This is a genomic window from Pseudoalteromonas sp. ATL1 (assembly GCF_058933015.1).
This window is the reverse complement of sequence record NZ_JBZYXL010000002.1, coordinates 566290-589786: the sequence shown is the minus strand read 5'-3', so window position 1 is coordinate 589786 and position 23497 is coordinate 566290. Positions and strand designations below refer to the sequence as shown.

Below are 23497 nucleotides of genomic sequence, written 5' to 3'. Positions count from 1 at the left end.
CTGGCACTGCGCCGTCCTTTCGGCTCTGACTCATCTCTGTCCAAAAGTGAGTTTGTCCATCGGTTGATCACACAGCTCAACCAACCATTAAATAAACTACTCCCTTTCCTACACCCAACAGTTCATATGAACTAATTGGTTTACCAACACGCCCAATCAAGCGTCTCAATTACACTCGTGCATAAATTGAGACGCTTGGGTCGGGGCGTTTACTCTTTGCTAGGTTCACAACGTGATTGCCAAATATCGGCGTAGTGTTTGTCGGTGTGCCACTGTTCGAAGTAGGTGCCAAACAAGTCGCGCCAGTCTATGGCGTTGATCTCATAGTTGGCGAGTAACGACAGGTAATTGTCTTTATTGTAGGGCGACATGGGCATAAGGTAGCTTTCGAATAGGTATTCATCATAGCCGGGTCTTGCGGTGAGTAACCCTTGCATAATGATCCTGTCATTGCCTTGAGCCAAGCTTTCAATATACGCGTTGCAAGCTGCAATAAACTCTTTTTTATCAACGGCTTTATGGGCGCAGTGCTGTGTTTCAGCAAAGTTGTAAAAAGTGTCGACTGGCAGTGGTTCAGCATTGGCGACATGAAAGACGGTATTGCGTTTTTTCTCATCATTCATGCCTCGCACAATGGCGGTTGCTGCTTTATCTACTGGAATAATATCAAGTAAATAAGGTGATTGAGCGGGTTTTACGGGCACTTTTAGCAGCATTTTTAAAATACGGTGGAAGATATCATTTGTATTGCCAATCCCGGTTTTTGATGACCCCGATATTTGCGCAAAGCGATAAATGGTATAGGGCACGCCTGCTTGTGCAGCTTGACGGATGTTTTCTTCTTGCACCCATTTAGATTGGCCATAGCCACTACAAATAAGCTGCGCATCTTCCACTTCAATAAAGTCTTCAATAGGGTTGACCGAAAAATGCGAATTCTTGATTTGCGTGCTGGCCGTTGTGCTCGATACAAAATGGAGCATTTTCAGCGAATGAGTTGTGGCGATATCAAGCAATTGATTCGTCCCAGCAACCGACTTTTTAAACGCAAAATAAGGTTGAATGTGATTCACATAGGAGGCGGTGTGAACAATGTGCTGTACTTGCGCACAGAGCTTGTGCCAGTTTTTATCAGACAGCCCCAGTTGCGCTTGTTCCATGTCGCCAATCAGCGGTACCACACGTGTCATATCGATTTTTAACTTGTATCGTTTAGCGGCTTGTACAATGCGCTGTTTCGCTTGTTTTAATGATGTTGCACGCACCAAGCAATACATGGTCGCGTTGGTTTCATCCAATAACTGCTGCAAGATATGGCTACCTAAAAAGCCCGTTGCACCAGTGAGTAGCACTGATTTTACTTCACCCTCAAATGCATTATGTAAACCCGTGGTGTTTGTCTTGGGGGTAAAACCTGCATCCAAAATAAAGTCGGGCTGCGGCTGCACTTCAAGTTGTTGACCGTTTTGCTGCACTTGGGCAAGTCGTTCAATGTCATCAATAAACGCACCAATGGTGTTCATATTTTTGAATGCATCGGCTTGCAGTTCAATGCTTAAATGTGCCTTTAATTGCGCAAAGGTTTTGAGCAGGGAGATTGAGTCAAACCCGTATTCATACAAGTCGCAATCAAGGTCTAACTCATCGGCGGGTACGCCAATCACATTACTCACCACGTGGATCACCGCACTTCGCACGTCAGCGTGCTCAACGCTATCAATGGCCAGATTTTTGGGCAAGGCACTTGCTTCACCAAGCGTGGTTTTACGCGTTAATAGTCTTGCCGTATTTTGGTAAATTTTATCTGGTGTTTGGCTTAGTAATGCGCCAACCGCAGTATATTCTGAGCTGAGCAAAGACTGCATCAGTGCAAACGCTTCTGGCATATTGATTAGCTGGTAACCCTTCTTTTGCGCAAAGCTATTTTCAATGCTTTTAACTGGGTCGTCTGAGTGCCAATACCCCCAGTTTATGGCCAGTGTTTTGCCGTGTCTTTCACCTGCCTTAACTGCTTGTTGGCGCTCGGCAGCAAAGGCGTTTTGAAAGCCATTGCCATACGAGTACGACAGGTGATTGAGACTACCAAACACCGCCATGGAGGCAAACATCACAAAAAAATCCAGCTCAGCGTCTGCAAAGGTGTTATCCAGGCACAGTGAGCCTTGCACTTTTACTTGCATGGCGTGTTCAAAATCGTCCCAGCTATTTTCGTCAGACGTAAATACCGTACCAAGATGAAATAGTCCGTTCAAAGATAACTCTTTGTCGTCAATAAATTGCTTAACGCTGTTGAGGTCATTTTGCGATGCAATATCGGCGCAGAGATAATGTACGTGGCCCTTATTTAAGGCGCGCAGTGTTGCAAGCGCTTCCGCACAGTCAGGTTCTTGTCGCCTGCCAAGCAGTACGAGAGTGGCATCATATTCACGCAACAGCTGTGTGCAAAGCGCTAAACCAAGTTCTCCTAACGCGCCTGCAATTAAGTAAACGCCATTTTGTTTGAACTGAACGTGCGTTGGTGCAGGCGTATCACATTGCTGCAAGGCCTGCGCAAAACGTCTGTCATCTTGATATTTAATATGATTGGGCTGCGAGGTTTCACCGTTCAAAATTGGGCAAATCAGCTCTTGAAGTAGTTTGTCGGCCCAATTTTCCGCGTTGTTTGCAAATGCAATGAAGATCCAGCTATGAGATGAGTTGCGCATGGTGTAGCTTCTAAGCAATGCGCTGATGTCGTCATGCGCGCTATGCTTACCACTCATAGGTTGAGCGTAAAACAACTGCATGGCATGTTTATCAAACGGCGAAATGGCCTGCATAAAGGTATACAGCGGTTGAATACGTTTTTGCACTGACTCGAAATGAGCTTGTTCACCGATAAAAAACACCACATCGGGGAGTGTGTCTGATGTGAACTTTAGCGTATCTAATTGAGCAAACAGTACTGTTTCAACGTGTCCATTGTTTAGCTTGGTTAAAAGAGGCGCTTGGCGCTTGTTATTTTCGGCAACGATCAGCACCTTTTTATTAGCCAGTACGTGCTCAAGTTGTGATTGCCAATCTGTCGGGCATGTGAGCGACTGTGCTTGCCACTGATTGTTGAGTAGCAACCATGGAACCTGAGTTTGGTTTGCTACACGCGGCTTTTGTTCAGCAGCAATAAAAGGCGTTGTGGGCAGATGTAACTTAGTGGGTTTGTCTGTGTAGAGGAACTGCCAGTTTACGCCTTTACCTTCTAGCCAAAAACGCAGTAACGCCTCAGGGTGATGTTGCAGTTTTTGCGCATTGTGATCGTCAAGCGTAGGCGCTTTAGAGCCTTTCACCGCGTGACAGCTAAGCTCATCGCACGCCAATGTTTGTACCAGCTGTTGTTGTAACGACTCAATGGAAGACACCGTCCAACCTAAGCGGTATTGATGTGCCGTTCTGCCAACCTGTAGGGTATAAGCGAGCGACGACAGTGCGGTGTTTGGATGTGCTTCAAGATACGCTTCTAGCTCGTGCATTTTGTGTTTTAACGTGGCTTTGCTGGTGGCAGATAATGTGATGACATGCGCGGGCGCATCACCACTTAGGTCATGTATCGGCGCGCGCTGTGATTGTTGAACGGAGTATTCCTCTAACACTAAGTGGGCATTAACACCGCTTATCCCAAATGAACTCACGCCCGCTCTGCGTGGCTGCTCACTGTGCCATGGTGTGGTGTCAGATTGCACTTTGAATGCAGAGTTTTCTATTGCTAAATAGGGGTTTAGTTCATCCACATGTAACGATGGCACTAAGGTTTGATGTTTAAATTGCAGCAACACCTTAATCACACCTGCAATACCCGCTGCAATTTCAAGATGACCAATATTGCTTTTTACCGAGCCAAGCGCACAGTGGTGTGAGGTTATAGAGTCAGTCGCTGCGTTTTTATAAGCCGCTTTAAGTGCGTCTAGTTCAACGGGGTCCCCTAACGAGGTGCCCGTGCCGTGACATTCAATATAGCTCAGCGTGGTGGGGTTTATATTGGCGTCTTTCCAAGCTTGCTGTAACAACCTTGTTTGCGCTTTTGCGTTAGGCACGGTAAAGCCTTGCGATTTACCACCGTGATTGATGGCGGAGCCTAACAACGTGCCGTAAATTGGGTCGTTATCTTGTTCTGCCTGCGATAGCTTTTTCAGAAAAATCATACCCACGCCTTCTCCACGCACGATGCCGTCTGCTGCGGATGAGAAGGTTCTGCAGCGACCAGTTGGCGATAATGCACCGATGTCATGCATTGCTAACGATGCCACGGGAGAGTCGATAACATTCACGCCACCCACAATCGCTTGGTCACATTCGCCACTGCGAATGGATTGTATTGCCTTGTGAATCGCGACCAGCGAGGACGAACAGGTGGTATCAATGCCTTCACTCGGGCCATGTAAATCCAAAAAGTAGCTCATACGATTAGGGGCATAGGCCGCAGAGGTTACAAGGCCATCGTGGTAACTTGCCTGACAGCCTATGAATAATCCAGTATTGGTGCCCGCCAGTGCTTTGGGATCGTAACCGGCATCTTCAATACACTTCCACACATGGGTCATCAATAAGCTTTCTTGCAGCTTGATGCGTTCACTTTCGGCGGGCGCAATATTGAAAAACAACGGGTCAAACGTTTGATTTCGTTCAAGACGGCCAAGCCAGTTGATCTCATTGGGGAATGGGCCACCTGACCAGTTAAATTCACTCACACAATCTTGTTTATCAAGTAGGTTTTGCCAAAACTCTTCGAGGTTATTGGCCTTTGGAAATTGTGCGCTCATACCGATAACGGCAATACGATCATCGTTGTTATTTGCTGCGTATTCATTGCTTTGAATATTGTTCGATGGTGCAACATCACTTTGCTGGTTAAGCAGTTTATCGCTGTGCTCATCAATAATATGGCGCACTAGGCCGTTCAGCGTTGAATGCATAAACAGCACGCTTGGCGACAGTGCTAGCTGATATTGACTGTTTATTTGGTTGATAAAAGTGATAAAGGCAATGGAGTCAGCCCCCAAATCACCCAAGTCAGTGTTTGGGTCGAGCGCATTCACTTCAACACCTAAAATGTTGGCTGCGATGTCTGCAAGGCCGTTTTGTAACTCAAGCTCTAAGGCTGCACTATTTGCAAATTGCGCTAACTGACGTGTTTCGCTTTTTGCTGCGTTTGCGCTCTTGTGCTGCGTAAATTCAACCAAGGTTTGTGGGTTCTGTATGGCTGTATTAAACGCCTCAATGCCTAAATGAGTGGGCATCGGAGCAAAGCCTGTATCACTGAGGATGTTGGCAAAGTCAGGATTAATTTTCATCCCGCCATCTTGCCAATATGGCCAGTCGATACTGGCACTTAAGCCATGGCGCTGCCCGCTTTTTACAAGTGCGCAGCGGTGGTGCATATAGCTGTCTAAAAAGGCGTTGGCAGTGGCGTAATCAATTTGCGTGAGTGCACCATTGATGCCGCTGAGCCCTGCAAAACAGGCAAAAAAGTCCAGTTGTATGTCTTGCGTTGCTTCATCTAGCGCCACAACGCCCGTGACTTTAGGGGCCAATACTTGTTTAAAGGTTTCGGCGTCTTTTTTATTTAAAAGCGTGTCGCGCACAATGCCAGCAGCATGAATAACCCCCGACAATGTGCCGTGCTCAGCGAGAATGTCTCGCACTAATAACAGCACATCCATTTTGTGTGATACATCTAGCGCACGGTATTGCAATTGCGTGTTCGCGTGCTTTAAGTCACGCAAATGCGCTTGTACATCTGGGTGTGATAACGGCTTTCGGCCAGTCACAATCACGGTTTTATTAATTGGTTTGCTGTTTAAATCTTGAATAAAGTGCCGGCCAATTCCACCAAAGCCACCGGTAATAAGGTAAACACCGCCGGGCTTAAATGGTGACATCGCGGTTTGTTCAGCTGTGAGCTGATACTGCAATACTTGGCGATTACCTTGGTGATAACGCACAACCGCATCTTCAAAGCCCTGTATGTTTGCCGCGATCTGCGTTGCTTGGTGCGCGCAGCCATCATTCAAGATCAACAATTGTGTTTTGATTGCTTGGCATTCTAGGCTCGCCGTTTTAAGTAGCGCGTGAAAACAGCAATATAGGTTACCCAAAGTATCTTCAAAGCCATTGTCCGCCACTATCAGTTGTAGTTTAATTGGCTGTTTAGTACTGGCTAGGCGCTGAATAAGTTCAACTAACTGAACGCCAAAATCGCTAATTTTTTGCTCAATGGCAAAGTGGCGAGATTGCAGTTTATGTATTGTCGCGTTCGGTAAATCGATTGATGGCATATCACACAACACCACATGGTGGGCATCGTTATTTGACGCAGCAACATCACTTGTTTCATTCAGTGGCTTAGTTACCCACTGAGGCGTTTTGAATAGTAATGTGCCGTCACTGACTTGATTAGCACTGCTTTGCTGTGGCGCTATGGCTGTTTGCGCATGGGCGAGCGGCATGGCTTTAAGTGCAAATGGGTAAGTGGGTAAACTTAGCTTCGTCAACTTAGCGCCTTGGTATAAAAAGTCCCAATTGCTATCGCCATTTTCTAGCCAGTTTTCCAACAGGGTATCGAAGTGACCGTGCTCAAGTAGAGTAGTTAAGCTTTCTTGATTCGTGTTGTGCTTTGCTGCTTCGTCACTTGCTTGCACAAAGTTTGGTGATGCTAAGTAGTCATCCAGCTTGGCTTGTAAATCACTAATTGAATTAACAACAAAACCTGTGCGCACCGGCATCACAGTTCGGCCCGTTTGCAATGTGTACGCAAGGCAAACGCGTTGTTGCTCGGTGAGAGGGTGTGCTGCCAAATATTGCTTTAACTGAGCAACCTGTTTTACCAGTACTTCTGGGCTTTGCGCCGAAAGTACAATGATTGAAGGCTGCGCCGACAATGTATCTGCAAGTGCGGCGTTTGCAAAGTTGCTCGGTGCTTCTTCAAGTATCGCATGGGCATTTGTACCACCAATGCCAAATGAGCTGACCGCGGCGCGTCTTGGCAGTAACGGTGTTTGCCAATCCATAGTGCGATCAACGATATAAAAGGGTGACTGAGCCAGTTCAATGTGCGGATTGGCGTTTGTATAGTGCAAAGACGCCGGTAGCTTTTTATGGTGCAGCGCCAAAGACGTTTTGATGAGGCCTGTTAAGCCCGCTAACGTATCAGTATGCCCTAAGTTTGACTTTACGCCGCCAAGGCCACAAAACTGTTTATCGTTGCTGTGCTTTTGGTAAACCTGTTGCAGCGATGAAAACTCAATCGGGTCGCCTAGCGCGGTGCCTGTGCCATGGGCTTCCACGTAGCTAATTGACGCAGGTGACACCTTGGCCGCTTGCAGCGTTTGTTCAATCACGCTCATTTGTCCTTGGGTGCCCGGTGCGAAAAAGCCCGCTTTGTCTTTGCCGTCATTGTTTATTTTAATGCCTTTGATCAAGCTGTAAATGTGATCGGCATCACGTGTTGCATCGTCGGCACGCTTTAATACAATAACCGACACACCGCTACCGCCAATCATACCATCGGCTTTTTCATCAAAGACTTTACAGCGCGCGTCTCCAGCAAAGTTAAGGCCCGCTTCATACTGGTAACCCGTGTAGTGCTGCGGGTATAAACAAGCGGCACCTACAATGGCGTAATCTATTTCTTTGGCTTTAAGTGCACTGCATGCCAATGCAATGGCTGACATGGACGATGAGCAGTTTGAATGCACGAATAAGCTTGGACCGTTAAACCCAAGGTGATAAGAAATGGTGGTCGGTAACGTGCCTGGTTGGTTGATGGTTGATGCCACGTAATCATGTGCATTTAAGACAAACTGGCCGTCTTTGAATTTATCTTGCAGGTTTAAATCAGGGCCATCGGTAAGCGAAGAGGATACATATACCCCCGTATTTGGCATGTTTTCTGGGCGGTAACCGGCATCTTCTATCGCCTTCCAAGCGTGCATGAGTAGCTGCCGCTGCGAGTAGCTCATGGTTTTGGCGTTCTTTTCACTGATATTAAAAAACGCGGGGTCAAAGTGATCTTGCCCGTCTATCCATGAATCAAGCCAAGTAATATCACCTTGCTCGTTCGACTCGCTCAGGCGCTTGATCAAGTCTTTTTCTTCTACAAGGTTATGCCAAAACGCTCGGTGATCGGGCGAATCGGGGTATTGGCATGACATGCCGATCACCGCCACATTTTGTGTTTGTTCTGTTACGGCTGAGGTCGACGTTGGCGTTTCAACTGGCATGATTGTGTTGTTCTGTTGCAGCCCCTTGGCATACTCAGTCATTGCTGCAATGGTACTGTATTGGAAAATCTGCGTAATTGGAAAGTCGATACCTAACTGCGACTTAAATTTAGCACTGAGCACATTGGCGAGCAGGGAGTTACCCCCCGCCTCAAAAAATGGCAGCTGTGCGTCAACATGCTCTACTTCTAATACTTGCTGCCAAATTTGGGTAATGGCCGTTTGTAGGCCTGATTGCGCGGCGGTCGGTTGCTTGCTAACAAGAACAGGGTCGCTTTCAGTACGCAATAGCGCGCTGTTTGCTAGAGGCTTTTCAACTGTTTGGTTGAAAGGTAGTTGCTGAAGCAGCGCTTGTTTGTCAATTTTTCCGTTTGCTGTCAGTGGCAAGTGAGGCACATATATAAAGTAGCTTGGCACCATATAGTCAGGCAGCATGGCTAATAGATCTGCACGTACCTGAGTTGTAGGCACCGCTTCAGGCGCAATGAGGTAAGCAACCAGTACTTGTCCTAATTGCTTGTGTGCCGCCGTCACATAGGCATCACTGATATAGCTAAGAGATTGCAACGCATGTTGCACTTCGCCTAGTTCAATTCGATGGCCACGAATTTGCACTTGCTCGTCTGCTCGGCCGATATACTCAAACAACCCCGTGTCATTTAAACGTGCCAAGTCACCCGAGCGGTAAAGTCGCTGACCACAAGGATGGTTAATGAAGCGCTCATTGGTGAGCGCTGTTTGGTTATGATACCCGCGCGTTACACCACAGCCGCCAACATAAATTTCACCGACTTGTCCTTGAACAACCGGGTTTAATTGCGCGTCGAGTAGATGGATGCTGTAACCAGGTAAGGGGCGGCCTATGATACTTTGGTTGCTGTGATGACTTACCAGATTGGTATCAATCGTGACCTCGGTCACATGCACCGTGGTTTCGGTAATGCCATACATGTTGACAAGCTCTGGCTGTTTGGCAGGCATAGGGTGTTCAAACCAAGGGCGTAGCTTGTTTAAATCCAACGCTTCGCCACCAAAAATAATTTTACGTAAGGCGTTGCTGCCATTTGTGTTGGTAAGCAATTCGTCCATAAGCGGATAAAACGCTGAAGGAGTTTGATTTAAAATGCTTACTTGGTTATCTATAACAAAACGGGCAAAGCGCGCCGACTCTTTACGTGTTAATTCATCAGGAATAAGCAGCTTGCCACCATTCAGTAGTGCGCCGAAGATCTCCCACACTGAGAAATCAAATGCATAAGAGTGGAATAAACACCAAGTATCTTGCTCATTAAAGCCAAATAAAGCGCGCGTGTTATCAAACAAATTACACACGCTGTGATGCTCCACAAGTACGCCTTTTGGTTTACCCGTCGAGCCAGAGGTGTAAATGATATAGGCTAAATCGTGGCTGGCAGCGTGATTAATATTGGTGACATGAGAATGCCCAGAAAGTGCCGTTTGTAGATTGATAACTTGATGATGTTCAATCGTTTGAGCGTGAGGTAAATCAGCCCCCAGTACAACAAGGCTAGGCTGTGCATCTTGCAAAATATGACTGATGCGTGCCGCAGGTGAATTGGCATCCAGTGGTACATAGGCAGCGCCTGCTTTGAGAATGCCTAAGATAGCGACAATAAGCTCAATAGAAGGCTGAGCGCACAGAGCAACAAGGTTTTGTGTATCTTGCTTAAACTCGGGGTGTGCGCGCAGAGTGTGGGCAAAGCCATTGGCTTTGTCGTGCAATGCTTTATAGCTAATGGATTGCATACCAAAACAGACCGCTGTACGTTCTGGGTGTTTCAGCGCTTGTGTGTCAAATAACTCAACTAACGTGTGTTGTTGCGCATGATTTTGACGAGTAGGCTGAACACTGACCTGAACGGGTGCAAAGAGGCGCAATTCATCAAGCTTTTGATTGTGGTTCAACATCACTTCGTCGAGCAGTGCCAAATAGTCTTTGGCTAACGCGTCAATCACATGGCTTGGGTAAATGGCACCATCAAATTTAAACGCCATGTTAAAGGTGTTTGGTAACGGGGTGACTTCTAAACTCAAGTCTAACTCAGGCTCTTGCAGGCATTCACGCCACAGTGACTCAACAAGTGCCTGATTAGCCTCAACCCAGTCCGGCGTTAAGAAATTGTGATAGGCAAAACCCATTTGGAAAATAGGATGACTGTGCATGGCCCTTGGTGCTTGAAGGGCATTAACAATTTCAGGGAATGGGTAACTACTGTGTTTTATTAAGTCGTGCAACTGGCCTTGGTTGGTCTTGGCTAATTCTGCAAAAGAGCACTGCAAGTTAAGTTGGGTGCGCAGAGGCAGCTGGTTAACAAACAGCCCCATGGCATTGCTCATTTCTTTGCTTGGACGATGCAAAACCGGCACGCCCAAAATAATATCGTTTGAGTGCGTTTTTGCGCTCAATAACGTTTGGAATGCCGACAGGAAAAATGCCGCAGGGTTTATCGCATGCAATTTGCAGTACTGGTTAATTTTTTCGACCTGCACATTATTGATCGGAAGTTCAATGCGCTTGGCCAGTTTTTGAACACCCGTTGGTTGTTGTTTTTGCGGTAGCGCCAACACAGGTAATTCACCCTGCAATTGTGTTTGCCAGTAGTGCTTTAACACAGAACAATGCGGGCCATTTAACATTTGTTTTTCCCAATCAAGGTAGGCAAAAAAGCCAAAATCGGGTTGTGGTTCACTTAAAACTTGCCCTGACACGCGTGCATTGTAGGCTTGCCATAATTGCTCAAGTAGCAAAGTGGCTGACACACCATCAATAATCAGGTGATGAAATGTCAGTGCCATCACATCACATGTTCGCGCAGCGTGTTGCACGCGCCAATATTTTGCACGCCACAGCAACTGGCTTTGCAGTGAAAGCGCATCCTTATCATCGAGTGAGAACGGCTTTTTAAGGTCTTGATTGATAAGTTCCACGAGCGCAGTTTTTGAGTCAACTATCATCGTTTGTTTTTCAAGCGTTGGCGTAAGAGCTGTGATTTGTTGTTGTGGTAAACCCTCAACCTCTGACATGACAAGTGACAAAATAGGATGCTTTTTAGTGAGCCAGTTGAGTGCATCTTGCATGCACGGCACATCAAGGCTGTTCACTTCAAATACTACGGGAACGTGATAGTGACTCAAGGTTGGATTTTGCTTGTGTAGCAACCACAAACCTTGTTGCGCTTTAGACAGTGGCATGAGGGCGCTTATACTTGGTTGCTCACGCTCAATTGCGGGTGCCTGCAACGCGGGGGATACTTGATGTTGTGCTAAGTAGTCACTGAGACCCGATATGGTACTTATCTCAAACAGCAAGGTGGGTGGTAGCTCATCAATATCTAAAAAGTTATCAGATTCAAGCTTTTGCACTACCGACATAAGCATAATGGAATCAAAGCCCATGTCTTTAAAATCCACGTCTTCGTCTAAATCTTGGCTGTCAATTTTAGTAATGTCTGCAATCACAGACTTAATGTAGGCCGTGAGTTGGGTGCGCTTTTTGCCCAGTTGTGAGGTTGTTAAACTCGACGGTGCTTGCAGCGTTTTTCCATGCCATAACTTGGTGAGCTTATTCGTATCACCAAATAAAAAGCAGTGCTGGCTTGGAATACTCGCGAGCGCAAAAATACGATAGAAGGCATCAATACCTTGTGCATTTGACAGCGGCTCAATGCCCTGTGCGTGTAAGAAAGACTGGGTGAGTGAGTCGACTTGCATACCACCTTGCGACCAAAACGGCCAGTTAATAGAGAGGCTTAAGCCAAAGCGTTCACCTTTTTGTACACGCACTTGTCGGTTGGCCATAAAGCGGTCCATGTAGGCATTGGCGCAGGCGTAGTCGGCCTGACCCATGTTGCCAAACACGCCGGCAATTGATGAAAAACAGGCAAAAAAGTCCAGATCAAATGCCTTGCTTGCCTCATCTAGTGCCACTAAGCCTGCCACTTTTGGTGCAAATACTTGCGCGACCTCTTGCGCTGTTTTGTTGCTGATCAACTGATCTTTAATAACCCCTGCACTGTGAATTATCCCCGTGATCTGCGCATACTTGGTTTTTAACTCAGTAAATAGTTGTGTGACGGCAATTTTGTCTGAAATATCAACCGACATATAACAAAGCTGTGTAGTGCCACTTTTCAGCGCATCTATTTGGTTTTGTATATCTGCGTTAAGTGCGCGTCGCCCGACAAAGATTATCTGAGCGTGAGATGTGTGTTTGACTATCTCTTTTGCAAAGGTTTGACCTAGCTGGCCGAGCCCGCCGGTGATCACATAGACACCATTTTCTTTCCAAGGCAGCGAGTTTGTCTGGACGCCGTTTGACGCCTGTAAACCAGTACCGAGCGAATTAGTGTTTAGCGGATGAGTGCTCAGTAAATCAAAGTTGAGCACGTGTCGTTGGTCACCTTGATAGCGTATGTACTCATCTGCTTGTGCGGCTTCCTGCGCTAATAATGGCGCTAGGCTATTGCTATGTTCAACGATGAGCAGTTGAGTTTTAAGGTGGCTATATTCAATCGCTGCGGTTTTGAGTACGCCGTTGATTGCTGATAGTAAGCCTGTTTGGTCTTGAATAACGACTTGGATCAATGTGCCACCATTGGTGTGCGTGTCGAGCTGGTTAAAAAATGCGACAAGCTGGTTGGTATAGTCTTCAAGTTGCGCCTCGATACTTGGCTTAGTGCTGACAAGGCATGTGGACGGTATCGAAAGAGACTCTGCCAGATCATTGCCAATGAGCACTACATGTCGGTTTGGCACACTGTGGGCCGTTGATTCTAACGCCTTGGGCATCCAATTGGGTGTGTAATGTAACAGGGTTGGCTGGACCCTTGTTGGCTGAGCTGTCGTCGGTTGGGCTTGGACTGGGTTTTCCGCAGCAAAAGAGGGCGTGCACACTGCAATTGTATCATCACCTTGCACATTGAACTCGAGCACGGTGTGCGCCTGAGGTTCTCTTTCTTGCGAAATCGGTTTAGCTTCGCTGTGTGTTGCTGCGCTAGTTGGTAACCAATACGATGTTTTAGCAAACGGGTAAGTGGGTAAACGCAGTAACTCAGGCAGTTGTTCGCCATACAACAAAGTCCAGTCGATGTTGGCACCCACCACCCAAAGTGCTAAAAGCTTATTCAGCGCGCCTTGCTCAATCCAGCGCGCAAAATCGCTGCTATCAAGCGCACTTAAAATCTCTTTGCCTTGCTTTACTTCACCTTGTTTATAGTTGCCGCGAGCGTCATTTAAAAATTGCCCCAGATGCTTCTGTACATCAGCCACTGAGCTGGCACACAAAGCCAGTCGGTGGTCCATTTCTTCACGGGCGCTTTGCAAGGTATAGGCTAATGCTGCGAGTTGCGTATCAACGAGTTGCTCGTGTTGTATCCAAGCTTGTAACTGCTTGGCTTTGTCTATCAACGCATCTTGGCTTTTTGCGCTGAGTGTGATGACCACGGGTGATGTGATCTGCGATAAATTTTGCGCTGGCTTTGCTTGATATTCTTCCAAAATCACATGGGCGTTTGTGCCGCTGAATCCGAACGAGCTGACTGCCGCACGGCGCTTTTGGTTGGTCTCAGCTTGCCATGGCACAGCGTTTTGATTAACAAAAAAGGGCGAGTCTTGCCAATCGATGTAGCTATTACCCTGTTCAAAATGCAGTGACGCAGGAATGGTTTGATGCTTCATTGCCAGCAGTGCTTTGATCACGCCAGCAACACCTGCGGCGGTGAGGCAATGACCAATGTTAGTTTTCACTGAGCCCAGTGCGCAAAACGAGCTTTTATTCGTATGCTCACGGAAGGTGCGTGTGAGGGCCTGAAATTCAATTGGATCGCCTAATCTGGTGCCTGTGCCGTGCGCTTCAATCATTTGAATTGAATCGGGTTTTATATCAAAACGGGCGTATATATCGCGGTGTAACTGTTCTTGCGATAGTGAGTTGGGGGCGGTGATCCCGCTGGTGGTACCGTCTTGATTGGTCGCAGAGCCTAGTATGACGCCATAGATGTGATCATTATCGCGCTCAGCATCGGCCAATCTTTTCAGTACCAATACACCCGCGCCTTCTCCGGGCACAAAACCATTGGCACGATCATCAAAGGTATAGCAAGTACCATCTGGGCTGAGCATGCCCGCTTTGCCCGCATAAATGGAAAATTTTGGCGTGCATAAGGTGGCTACACCGCCGACCAGCGCACTGGATATTTCATGGTTGTTCAGTGCCTGACAGGCGCTGTGAATGGCAACTAAAGAGGAAGAACAGGCGGTATCAATCGCAAGGGCTGGGCCTTTGAGGTTCAAAAAATAAGATACACGAGCTGGGATCACTGAGCCCGCGTTACCCCAAAACAGTTGTGCTGGTGCGTCACGGTCGGCCATGTCTGCATAATCGCTTTGCGCACAACCTAGATAAACCCCTACATTTTGCCCTGATACCTGAGTGATCATGTTGGCATCTTCGAGCGCCTTGTATGCCTGTTGCAAAAATAGTCGTTGCTGTGGGTCCATATACATGGCTTCTTGCGGTGTAATGGAGAAAAATGGCGCGTCAAATAAGCTGATGTCATTAATGAGACTTGCGTAACGACTCCAGCTTAGTTCTTTGTTATTTAACTTGCTGTTACTCCAACGAGTTTGCTCCTTCACCGAAGTTCTTTTCTCGACCAGCATCGACCAAAACTCATCGACGTTGTCGGCGTCGCCAAATTGGCCGCTCATGCCGACTATCGCTATTTTATCTTGAGTGCTCTGTGAGCTTGATGCTGTTACCTCTTGTTTTGAGGGGGCTGCATGTGCCGTGTGTTTTCGTAAACTGCGCGCATCGTTACTTGTCGATGCTTGAACATGCGCGTGCACTTGTTGAGTTTGAGTTGCCTGCGTTGGCATCAACGCAATCACGTTGTTTTTATGGGCTTGAATGATGTGAGTGGCCAAAGCCTCAATCGATGGATAATCAAACAACAAGGTGGCGGGTAAATTAAGCTCAAACTTAGCGTTAATATCATCCAGCATTTGAATAGCCAAAATGGAGTCTACGCCATAGTCGGCAAATGATTCGTCCGCATCTAATTCTGATGCAGGCATGCCTAGCGCTGTACTGGCAATGTCAAAAAGCGCATTTTGCACAAAGTCATGGATGGTACTTTCATCAACGTGTGTATTGTGAGTGTTTAATGTTTGCGCTTGTTCTGTCGCTTGCTGCTTGTTTGCCATATTTTGTGTGAGTTGTTTTGTGTTAACCGGTTTTGGAGATTTTGCAGCGCATTGCTGGGTAATTTGCCCATCGCTTAATGCGCAAAATATTTGCTGTGGGCATTGGCTATCGGCAGCCGTTTGCGTTGTAAATCCCAATTTGCTGAGCATGTGTTGCCAAGTCGCTATCGACAACATGGGCGAACCAGCTAAACGTAGGTGCTTGTCTTCGCTTAGCCACCACCCTTCGAGTAACCCAAAAGTAAGGTGCGTGAAGAGTGAGGTTTGCACCACTTCATTGATAAGCAATAAGCCCCCGGTTTTTAAACAGGCTTTGACGTTTTGTAGGGTATTTTCAATGTTGGCCGTAGCGTGCAACACATTGGTTGCAATCACCACATCGTAACTACCAATGTCGATGTGTTGAGCCGCTAGGGGCTTACTGATATCTAAATACTTGGTTTCAACAAACGGGTAGTCATTTTGATACTGAGCCTTTGCATGGTTGAAGAATGCTTTAGATAAGTCGGTATAGGCGTATTTTTCCACTTGCCATTGCGCAAGGGCTGGCAAAACCGAGCGGGTTGTACCACCGGTGCCTGCACCTACTTCGAGTACTCTGACAGATTTGAGCTGTTTTTGAGTGAGGTATGCCTGTAACTGGGTAATCAAAACCTGATTGGCATGATCCGCAATGGGGTTATTTTGATAAACAGCTTCAACTAAGGCCAAAGAAGCATTAGGGAAAACCGCATCGGTGGCTTTTATGTCGCCAGACAAAATAGCGGGGAGGTTTGCTAAACAGTTGCTTAGCAGATCAGTAGGCGTATTTTGTGGCTCGCACGCACTGGTATATTTATCGCTGAGTACACCGTTTTGAAGAAGGTGATTGGCCTCTAAATAGTGCTGAGTTTGCGCCCACCATTGTTGAAAATAGGCAGGTAACTTGCGAAGGGCTTGCGCTCGTGCATCGGGCTGTTGCCAGCGGGCTTTATGTAAAGCTGCACAAAGCGCAGCTAAATCAGGCTGGGCGTTGCTGTTTTCTATAGCGGGCAGCGGTAACGATGGTGCGCATGCAAAGTCACTTTGTGCGCCGCTGGCGCTGTAACTTTGCCGGTTAAACTCGCCTTTAAACTGGGCTGGCAGTATTTTAATTATCCCCGCTTGAGATAAGCTTGAGTCCATAAATTGTTGCAGCGCAGTCATGCCTTCGTCGGCTTCAATCGAGCCTATTCCAACTGCGCGCATTTTGTTTTGATAAAACGCATCCTGCACAACACCAACAGAGCCCCAATATCCCCAGTTCACGATTTTGATAGGGCAGCTGTTGCGATACTTGAGTGCAAGGCTGTCTAGATAAGTGCATCCCGCTGCGTAGTTACTTTGCCCAGGGGCAGGCGAGAACGACTGCATGGATGAAAAGAATAAAAAGAAATCGAGCTGAGCTTCACTGAATAGGTCAAGTACGACTTCACCGGTCTGTTGCTTTGCGCTGTAACTTTCAAGAAACTGCGCTTGGTTCATGTTTGCAAGCGTCTGATCTTCTAAATGCAAAATTGAATGCACCACACCGTTAAGCACGCCAACGTTGGCGCTAATGTTTTTTAGCACTTGCGCCATCGCCGTTTTGTCAGCGGCATCACATTGCATGTAAACGGGGGCTTTGCCTAGCTTTGCAAGGCGAGAAATAGCGGTGGTAATTTCGTCATTGGCCGCACGACGCCCAAGCCAGATAATTTGTGCATCATAGTGCTTAATCATCCACTCACTCCACACTTGGCCTAAACCGCCTGCACCTCCGAGCACCAAATAAGTCCCCTGTTGTTTATAGCGGGTGGTTGGTGTGTTGAGATAATGGTGGGTTGCCACACTAAAGTTGTACCACTGAGCATCTCTCAGGGCATAAAACCCAGGTGTTAATTGAGTGACCTCTGATGGAATATCAGCGTGCTGTGTGAGATCTATGATGCGAACCGTCGAGCGAGGATATTCTTGCGCCACACTTTGTAGCAGACCAATCAATCCTGCACCTTGGGCCTGAGCGTGTTCACCAAAAACCGATTGTGTTTGTATGGTAACTAACGTGATAGACAGCGAGTTTAAATCTAGACCTTGCGCAAGTAAGGACTTTAAGTGATTAAACAATGTGAGTGGTTGCGCATAGTCCTCTTGCGCAACCCACAGTAAATGTGTGCTGTTGAGCGGCACGTCAGTTTCGGGCGTTATCCAATCAGGTTGCAAATGCGTGGGGCCAAAGTATTGCCAGTGATTCGCCGTTTTAGTGCTGTGTGTTATTGGGTTGCATGCACTCCAACAAGGCTTCAACGTCAACAAGGTGTCTTGGCTTTGCGCTGTGGCCGTTGCCTCTTGAGTGGGCTGAATTTGGGCGGGTTGCGCCTGAATAGGTTGCGCCTGAATAGGCAGAGCGCGGGTTGAAAACCCTTCAATACGAACCAGTACAGTGCCGTTTGTGTCACACACGTCGAGATCAAACCGTTGTGTATTGTCAGTTGTTTTGCTCGTTTGGGTTACTTTTACCTTCACCTCATCAGGCGCCAATTCAGTCAGTTTTTTTGCGTTAAAATACGTGACGCGCTGCGTAGCAAATGGCAATGCAACTTGCTGATCCGGCGCAAATACAATCAATGACTGCAACGCGGCATCCAGCACAGCGGGCGACAAGGCAAACGATTGACAATAAGATGCCGCCACTTTGGCCTGCGCGATGGCGACATCACCATATTGTGCAGTTTGCTGTAAACCTTGAAAGCTTGGTCCGTAGTTGATGCCTACTTTGCTAAACGCCTCATAAATCGCTAAGTGGGAGAGTGTTTTGTTAGCATCATTATTTAATTCGAAGTTCAGGTCAAACGAGGTGTGAGGTGCACATAACTCATTGATAATCACCTCTCCAGTAACGCAGGTTTGTTGGCCATCAGGAAACTTTTGATAAACTTCAAACGCCAGCGCGTTATCCGTTTCTTTTATTGATAAGTAAAGCGTGGCTTGCTCGATGGAAGCGTTTTTCTTGATACCGATTGGCCGCAGCCACTTCACGTTTTCAATAAAAACGCTATGGCTATCATTTAAATCGTGAGACAGCGCAACCGCCGCACGGACCATTTCTAAGCTACAAACCCCAGGTAAAATTCGCTCATTTTGAACTTGGTGATCGGCTAAAAAGAACTCGTCTCCGGTAAACGTTGAGCTAAACAGCAATCCATCAAAGCACGGCAGGGCTTGATGAAGTAACGGATGTAACATGGCGGTCTTCGTTTGTGTGCTTGCTTGCTCAATCCAATAGCGCTTTGGCGCAAAAGGGTAACCGGGTAGACATAGCCTTTGAGGAAACCCAGCGTCGTAAAGTGATTGCCAGTTCACGTTGTGCCCGGCCAGCCACTGGGCAAGCAGGTCGTTGCTGCTTGTTTGCGATTCTGGTGGCGTGTTGTCTTTATCTACTTTGGTTTGCTGCCAAGTGCCTGTTTGGTTTTCACTAAACAACGAGAGCTGAGCAACGACATCTTGCATTGACTCGGCCATAAATCCCATGCGGTGGGCCATGTTTTCACGACCGACTTGCAAAGTATAAGCAAGGCTTGTTAATGTGCTTTCGCTTAATTTTTGTTCTGTAATAAATGTGTGTAATTGCTTGGCACGCGCAATAAGGCTCGTCGCATTTTTAGCCGATAATACGATGGTTACAGGGGAATTTAATTGTATTTGTTGAGTATTTTGCGTGGGAGGTGATTGCAAAATCACATGGGCATTAACGCCTGCAAAGCCAAACGAAGAGATACCCGCAATGCGAACCTTATCTTTGTTGCTCTGCCAAGGCACACATTCTGTGGCTAATTCAAATACCGATTTGTTCAAGGAGATTTTTGGGTTGAGCGTTTCAAAGTTTTGCAGCGGTGGGATCTGTTGGTACTTAAAACTTAACAGCACCTTGATAATACCCGCTACCCCAGCGGCTGACTCTAAATGACCAATGTTGGTTTTAACGGTGCTTAAGTAACAGGTATTACTTTGGCGTTTGTTCGATTTAGTCGCGCGAAACGCACGTTTAAGGCCTTGGATCTCAATGGGATCTCCCAAACGCGTGCCCGTGCCATGAAGCTCTACATACGACAAATCATCAGAGTGTATACCTGCGTTATCAATGGCTTCTTGAATAACGCGAGACTGAGAAAATGGGTTCGGAGACGTTAAGGTGTTGGTTTGGCCCGAATGACCCACACTGCTGCCTTTGATCACACCATAAATTGTTAAGTTTTCTGCCAGTGCGCGTTCCAGCGGTAAAAGTAATACCATACCCACGCCTTCGCCACGCACATATCCGTCAGCGTCTGCATCAAGCGTTTTACATCGCCCTTGTGGTGACAACACGCCAAGTTTACTAAACGACACATAACGACTTTTGGTGATCAGTAAATTGACGCCACCGACCAATGCTGCGTTTATTTCACCCGTTTTGAAATCATTGACCGCTTTATGAAGCGCTACGAGAGAAGAAGAGCAAGCTGTGTCGACGGTTTCGCTTGGTCCTTGTAAGTTAAAGTAGTGAGAAATACGATTAGCGAACACGCCTGTGGACATACCGGTCAGAAAATGTGGGTCAATGTTACCCGTTGCAAGTTCTTGGTAGTCGGTATTACTACAGCCTAAATACACACCCGTTTTTGTGTTTTTAAACGTACTTGGAGACAACCCCGCATCTTCAAAACATTGCCACGCTAACTCCATACTTAGGCGTTGCTGTGGGTCCATGCTTTGCGCTTCTTTTGGCGAAATGGCAAAAAAGCTGGCATCAAAACCATCCATGTTGTCGATGAATCCGCCCCATTTGCTGATAATTTTTTGCTCGTCTTTTTTAGGGGTAGGGTCGAAGTCATCTTGCCAGCGCCAACGTGACGCCGGAATTTCGCTGATACTGCTGACCTTATTCGTCAAATTATGCCAAAACGTCTCTTTGCTGTTCGCGCCGGGGAAGCGTAGCGATACACCAACGATTGCAATTTCTTTTGCTGTATTGCGTTGTTTTGGGGTCATCGTATCTTGTTTGTCTTTCATGGTTTATCTCAGTAAAACGGGTGTATAAAACAAATATTTTGACCGCCTACCTTGGCGGTCGCCCCAAACCTTAGTGGATTTGAGGCAGTAGGTCGTCCTAGTTTTTCTCATAAATGGTGTTGTTAATAACCAACACATCAATGCCAGACATCAAAAACACCGCCAGCATATCTTCTACTGAGTGCACTATGGGCTTACCCATAATGTTGAAGCTGGTGTTGAGTAACACGGGCACGCCGGTAATTTGTCGAAAGTTTTCAATCAGCTTGTAATAAGGTTCGTTCCACTCTTTTTTAACCGATTGCAAGCGCCCGGTATTATCTACATGCACAACAGCAGGTACTTTGTCTCGAACGGCTTCTTTAAATACCAAAGTGCGTTCCATGTAAGGCGACTCTTGATAGTTTTCAAAATATTCATCGCCGTATTCATGCAAAATGGAAGGGGCAAACGGTCTAAATTCTTCACGGAACTTAACACGGGCGTTGATGGTGTCTTTCATATCAACCAAGCATGGGTTTGCTAAAATTGAGCGGTTGCCTAAAGAGCGAGGACCGAACTCGGCTCTACCTTGCGCCCAGCCAATGATCTTGCCCTGAGCTAAAAATTCAGCGGTTTTCTTGTACACTTCATCGCCATAATCGGTGGCTTTTAGGTGACCGTATTGGGCGAGTTTTTGTAATGATTTTTCTTTCACGGTCGAGCCTGTGTATGGAGACTGTACCGTGTTGCTTGGCTTCCAGTTCGGGTTATCTTGTTGATAACTCAAAAATGCGGCACCAATAGCATTACCATTGTCGGCTGGTGCCGATGGCACAAAAATGTTTTCAAACTTAGAGCGTTCCAGCGCGGTGCCCATAAATGAAGAATTCAGTGCACAGCCACCTGAAATGGTGAGGTTTTTGGATGGCGCATAGTCATACGCGGCGTTGATCAAATCCATGAAAATTTCACCAAAAACCAACTGCCCTGTGTAAGCAAAGTCTTTAAAGCGTTCAACCGACTCGCCGGGCTCACGTGCCATGCCTTTGATCTCTTTCATAATGGCATTGAGGTTTTTAGGCACCGCAAAATTACCGTTTTTAACTTGCAATGAAGAACGCAGCAGTTCGTATACTCTCTCGTCTTTTTTGCCGTAAGGTGCAAGCCCCATGACTTTCCACTCTTCACCTTTGAGAGGATCAAAGCCGAGGTTTTCGCAGATGATGGTATAAAACAAACCTAAACTCTTAAACGAGCGTTTTACCTTGATAGGCGCGGGTTTTATTTGGCCGTTTTTGTAGGTGTAGTAAGCGATACTGCTTTTTTCTCCCATGCCATCTACCACAATACACGCGGCGTCTTCGTATGGGCTGTTAAAGCAAGCATTGGCAGCGTGAGTGAGATGATGGTCGTGGTAGCGGATATCAGTGGGCTTTTTGGTTCTGTAATTACCCACGATAAAGTTTCTGCATCCTGCTTCAAAGAATCGCGACAAGGTTCTGCCAGCGGCCGCTTGTGATGCTCTGGCAAAATAAAACTGATCTTTGATATCGCGAGTATTGACGTCAATATTGAACGAAAATGTTTCTAAAAGACTCAATGCGACGTTTTCAAGCACATTAGCACTTTTCTCGCGTCCTTTACTCCAGGTTTTGGCTATCACCAATTCCGTGCAGTCAGCACAATAGGTTTTGAGTACTTCTTCAATGTAATAAGGGTTATCGGGTAGGCAATATAAACCGCGCTTGTAGCCTAAGAAACGTTCGGCATCTTCAGCGAAGATCAGTTCGCCTTGTTCGTTAACGATTGCAACTGCGGGGTCGTGAAATGAGGTTGCTAAGCCAATATAGTATTTCATCGCTGTGATCCAAAAATATGATTGATATTCGTTTTTCCGGTTATTGGTTTTTCTATACCGGACTAATTTCGTCTAGATGGAAGTATCCGCTAAAATTGTGCAAATAAATTGCAGGGCGGTGACCAAATAACAAGGTGGCATGGGTTCGAGTTTTAAATTGAGACGTCATGCCCTTTACTTTGACTTGTGTGCCTATTGGATAGGCGTTGTTCCAACGTGTTACTTGTTGCTGTGGCGTTGTTGCCTGTGATGTTTGTGGTATTGACGGAGTATCACAAACATGTTGTTTGATATTGCTGACAAGCTTGGTCAGCACTTTTTTGGGGCCCAGCTCAATGAAGGTGGTGCCACCTTGAGCAAGCAACCACTGCACACTTTGAGTCCACTTCACGGGGTGCGTTATCTGTTCAACCAGCAGGTTCGATATATTCTCGTTCTCATAGGGCTTGGCGGTGACATTAGCGATCACTGGTGTGTGCGGGACGGTAAAGTCAAAACCTTTAATAAAGTTGGCAAACTCGCTTTGTGCCTGACTCATGTATCGAGAATGAAAAGCACCACTGGTATTGAGTTTAATAAAGTGTCCACCCAGCTGTTCGACGCCGTGCTGAGCTTGAATGATGTCGTCAGCAAGCCCAGATATAACAATTTGATTTGGTGCATTAAAGTTTGCAATATCAATGCCTTGCAATTGACTTGAGGCAAAATGCTCGACAAGCTTTGACGCTTCGATATTGAGCACCGCAGCCATCGCACCGGGTTGAGCTTGGGCCATTAACTCACCGCGTTTTTTAACCAGTTGTAGGCCAGTTTCAAAGCTCAAGGCCCCAGCCGCAAATAATGCGTTGTATTCACCCAAGCTGTGGCCCGCGAAGTAATCGGCCGAGGTTGTTTCTTGGCGTTGCTGTTGCAGATAAGACAGCGCACTGACCACAAACAAAGCGGGTTGGGTGAATTGAGTTTGATTGAGTTGCTTTTTATGGTCATCCAAACAGAGTGTTTTAATACAGTAGCCAAGCAAGTCGCTAGCTTGCTCTACGAGCTGGGGAAACTCAGACAATACTTGTTTACCCATACCGACGTATTGTGACCCTTGTCCCGGAAATATGTATATTTTCATATTGATTCTGTT

Annotated in this window: 3 protein-coding genes; all 3 read right to left on the bottom strand. The window is 46.7% G+C overall.

The window, feature by feature from the left end; all coding sequences use genetic code 11:
- Positions 1-209: 209 nt before the first annotated feature.
- The 3 genes from AC5FX4_RS20690 to fabD all read right to left on the bottom strand — a co-directional run bounded on the left by AC5FX4_RS20690 (position 210) and on the right by fabD (position 23485).
- Positions 210-20525: an amino acid adenylation domain-containing protein gene (locus tag AC5FX4_RS20690; protein WP_493608308.1), complete on the bottom strand. Its 20316-nt coding sequence runs from the start codon at positions 20523-20525 to the stop codon at positions 210-212.
- Between the two features lie 97 nt (positions 20526-20622).
- Positions 20623-22365 carry a carbamoyltransferase family protein gene (locus tag AC5FX4_RS20685; RefSeq protein WP_493608307.1) on the bottom strand — a complete coding sequence of 581 codons (1743 nt, stop codon included), beginning with the start codon at positions 22363-22365 and terminating at the stop codon, positions 20623-20625.
- Between the two features lie 52 nt (positions 22366-22417).
- A complete protein-coding gene (gene fabD / locus AC5FX4_RS20680; RefSeq protein ID WP_493608306.1) occupies positions 22418-23485 on the bottom strand; it encodes an ACP S-malonyltransferase in 1068 nt (355 codons plus the stop codon).
- Positions 23486-23497 lie beyond the last annotated feature (12 nt).

Coding starts and splice junctions, on each gene's coding strand:
- AC5FX4_RS20690 (WP_493608308.1), bottom strand. CDS start 20,525: ATGAAAGACAAACAAGATACGATGACCCCAAAACAACGCAATACAGCA.
- AC5FX4_RS20685 (WP_493608307.1), bottom strand. CDS start 22,365: ATGAAATACTATATTGGCTTAGCAACCTCATTTCACGACCCCGCAGTT.
- fabD (WP_493608306.1), bottom strand. CDS start 23,485: ATGAAAATATACATATTTCCGGGACAAGGGTCACAATACGTCGGTATG.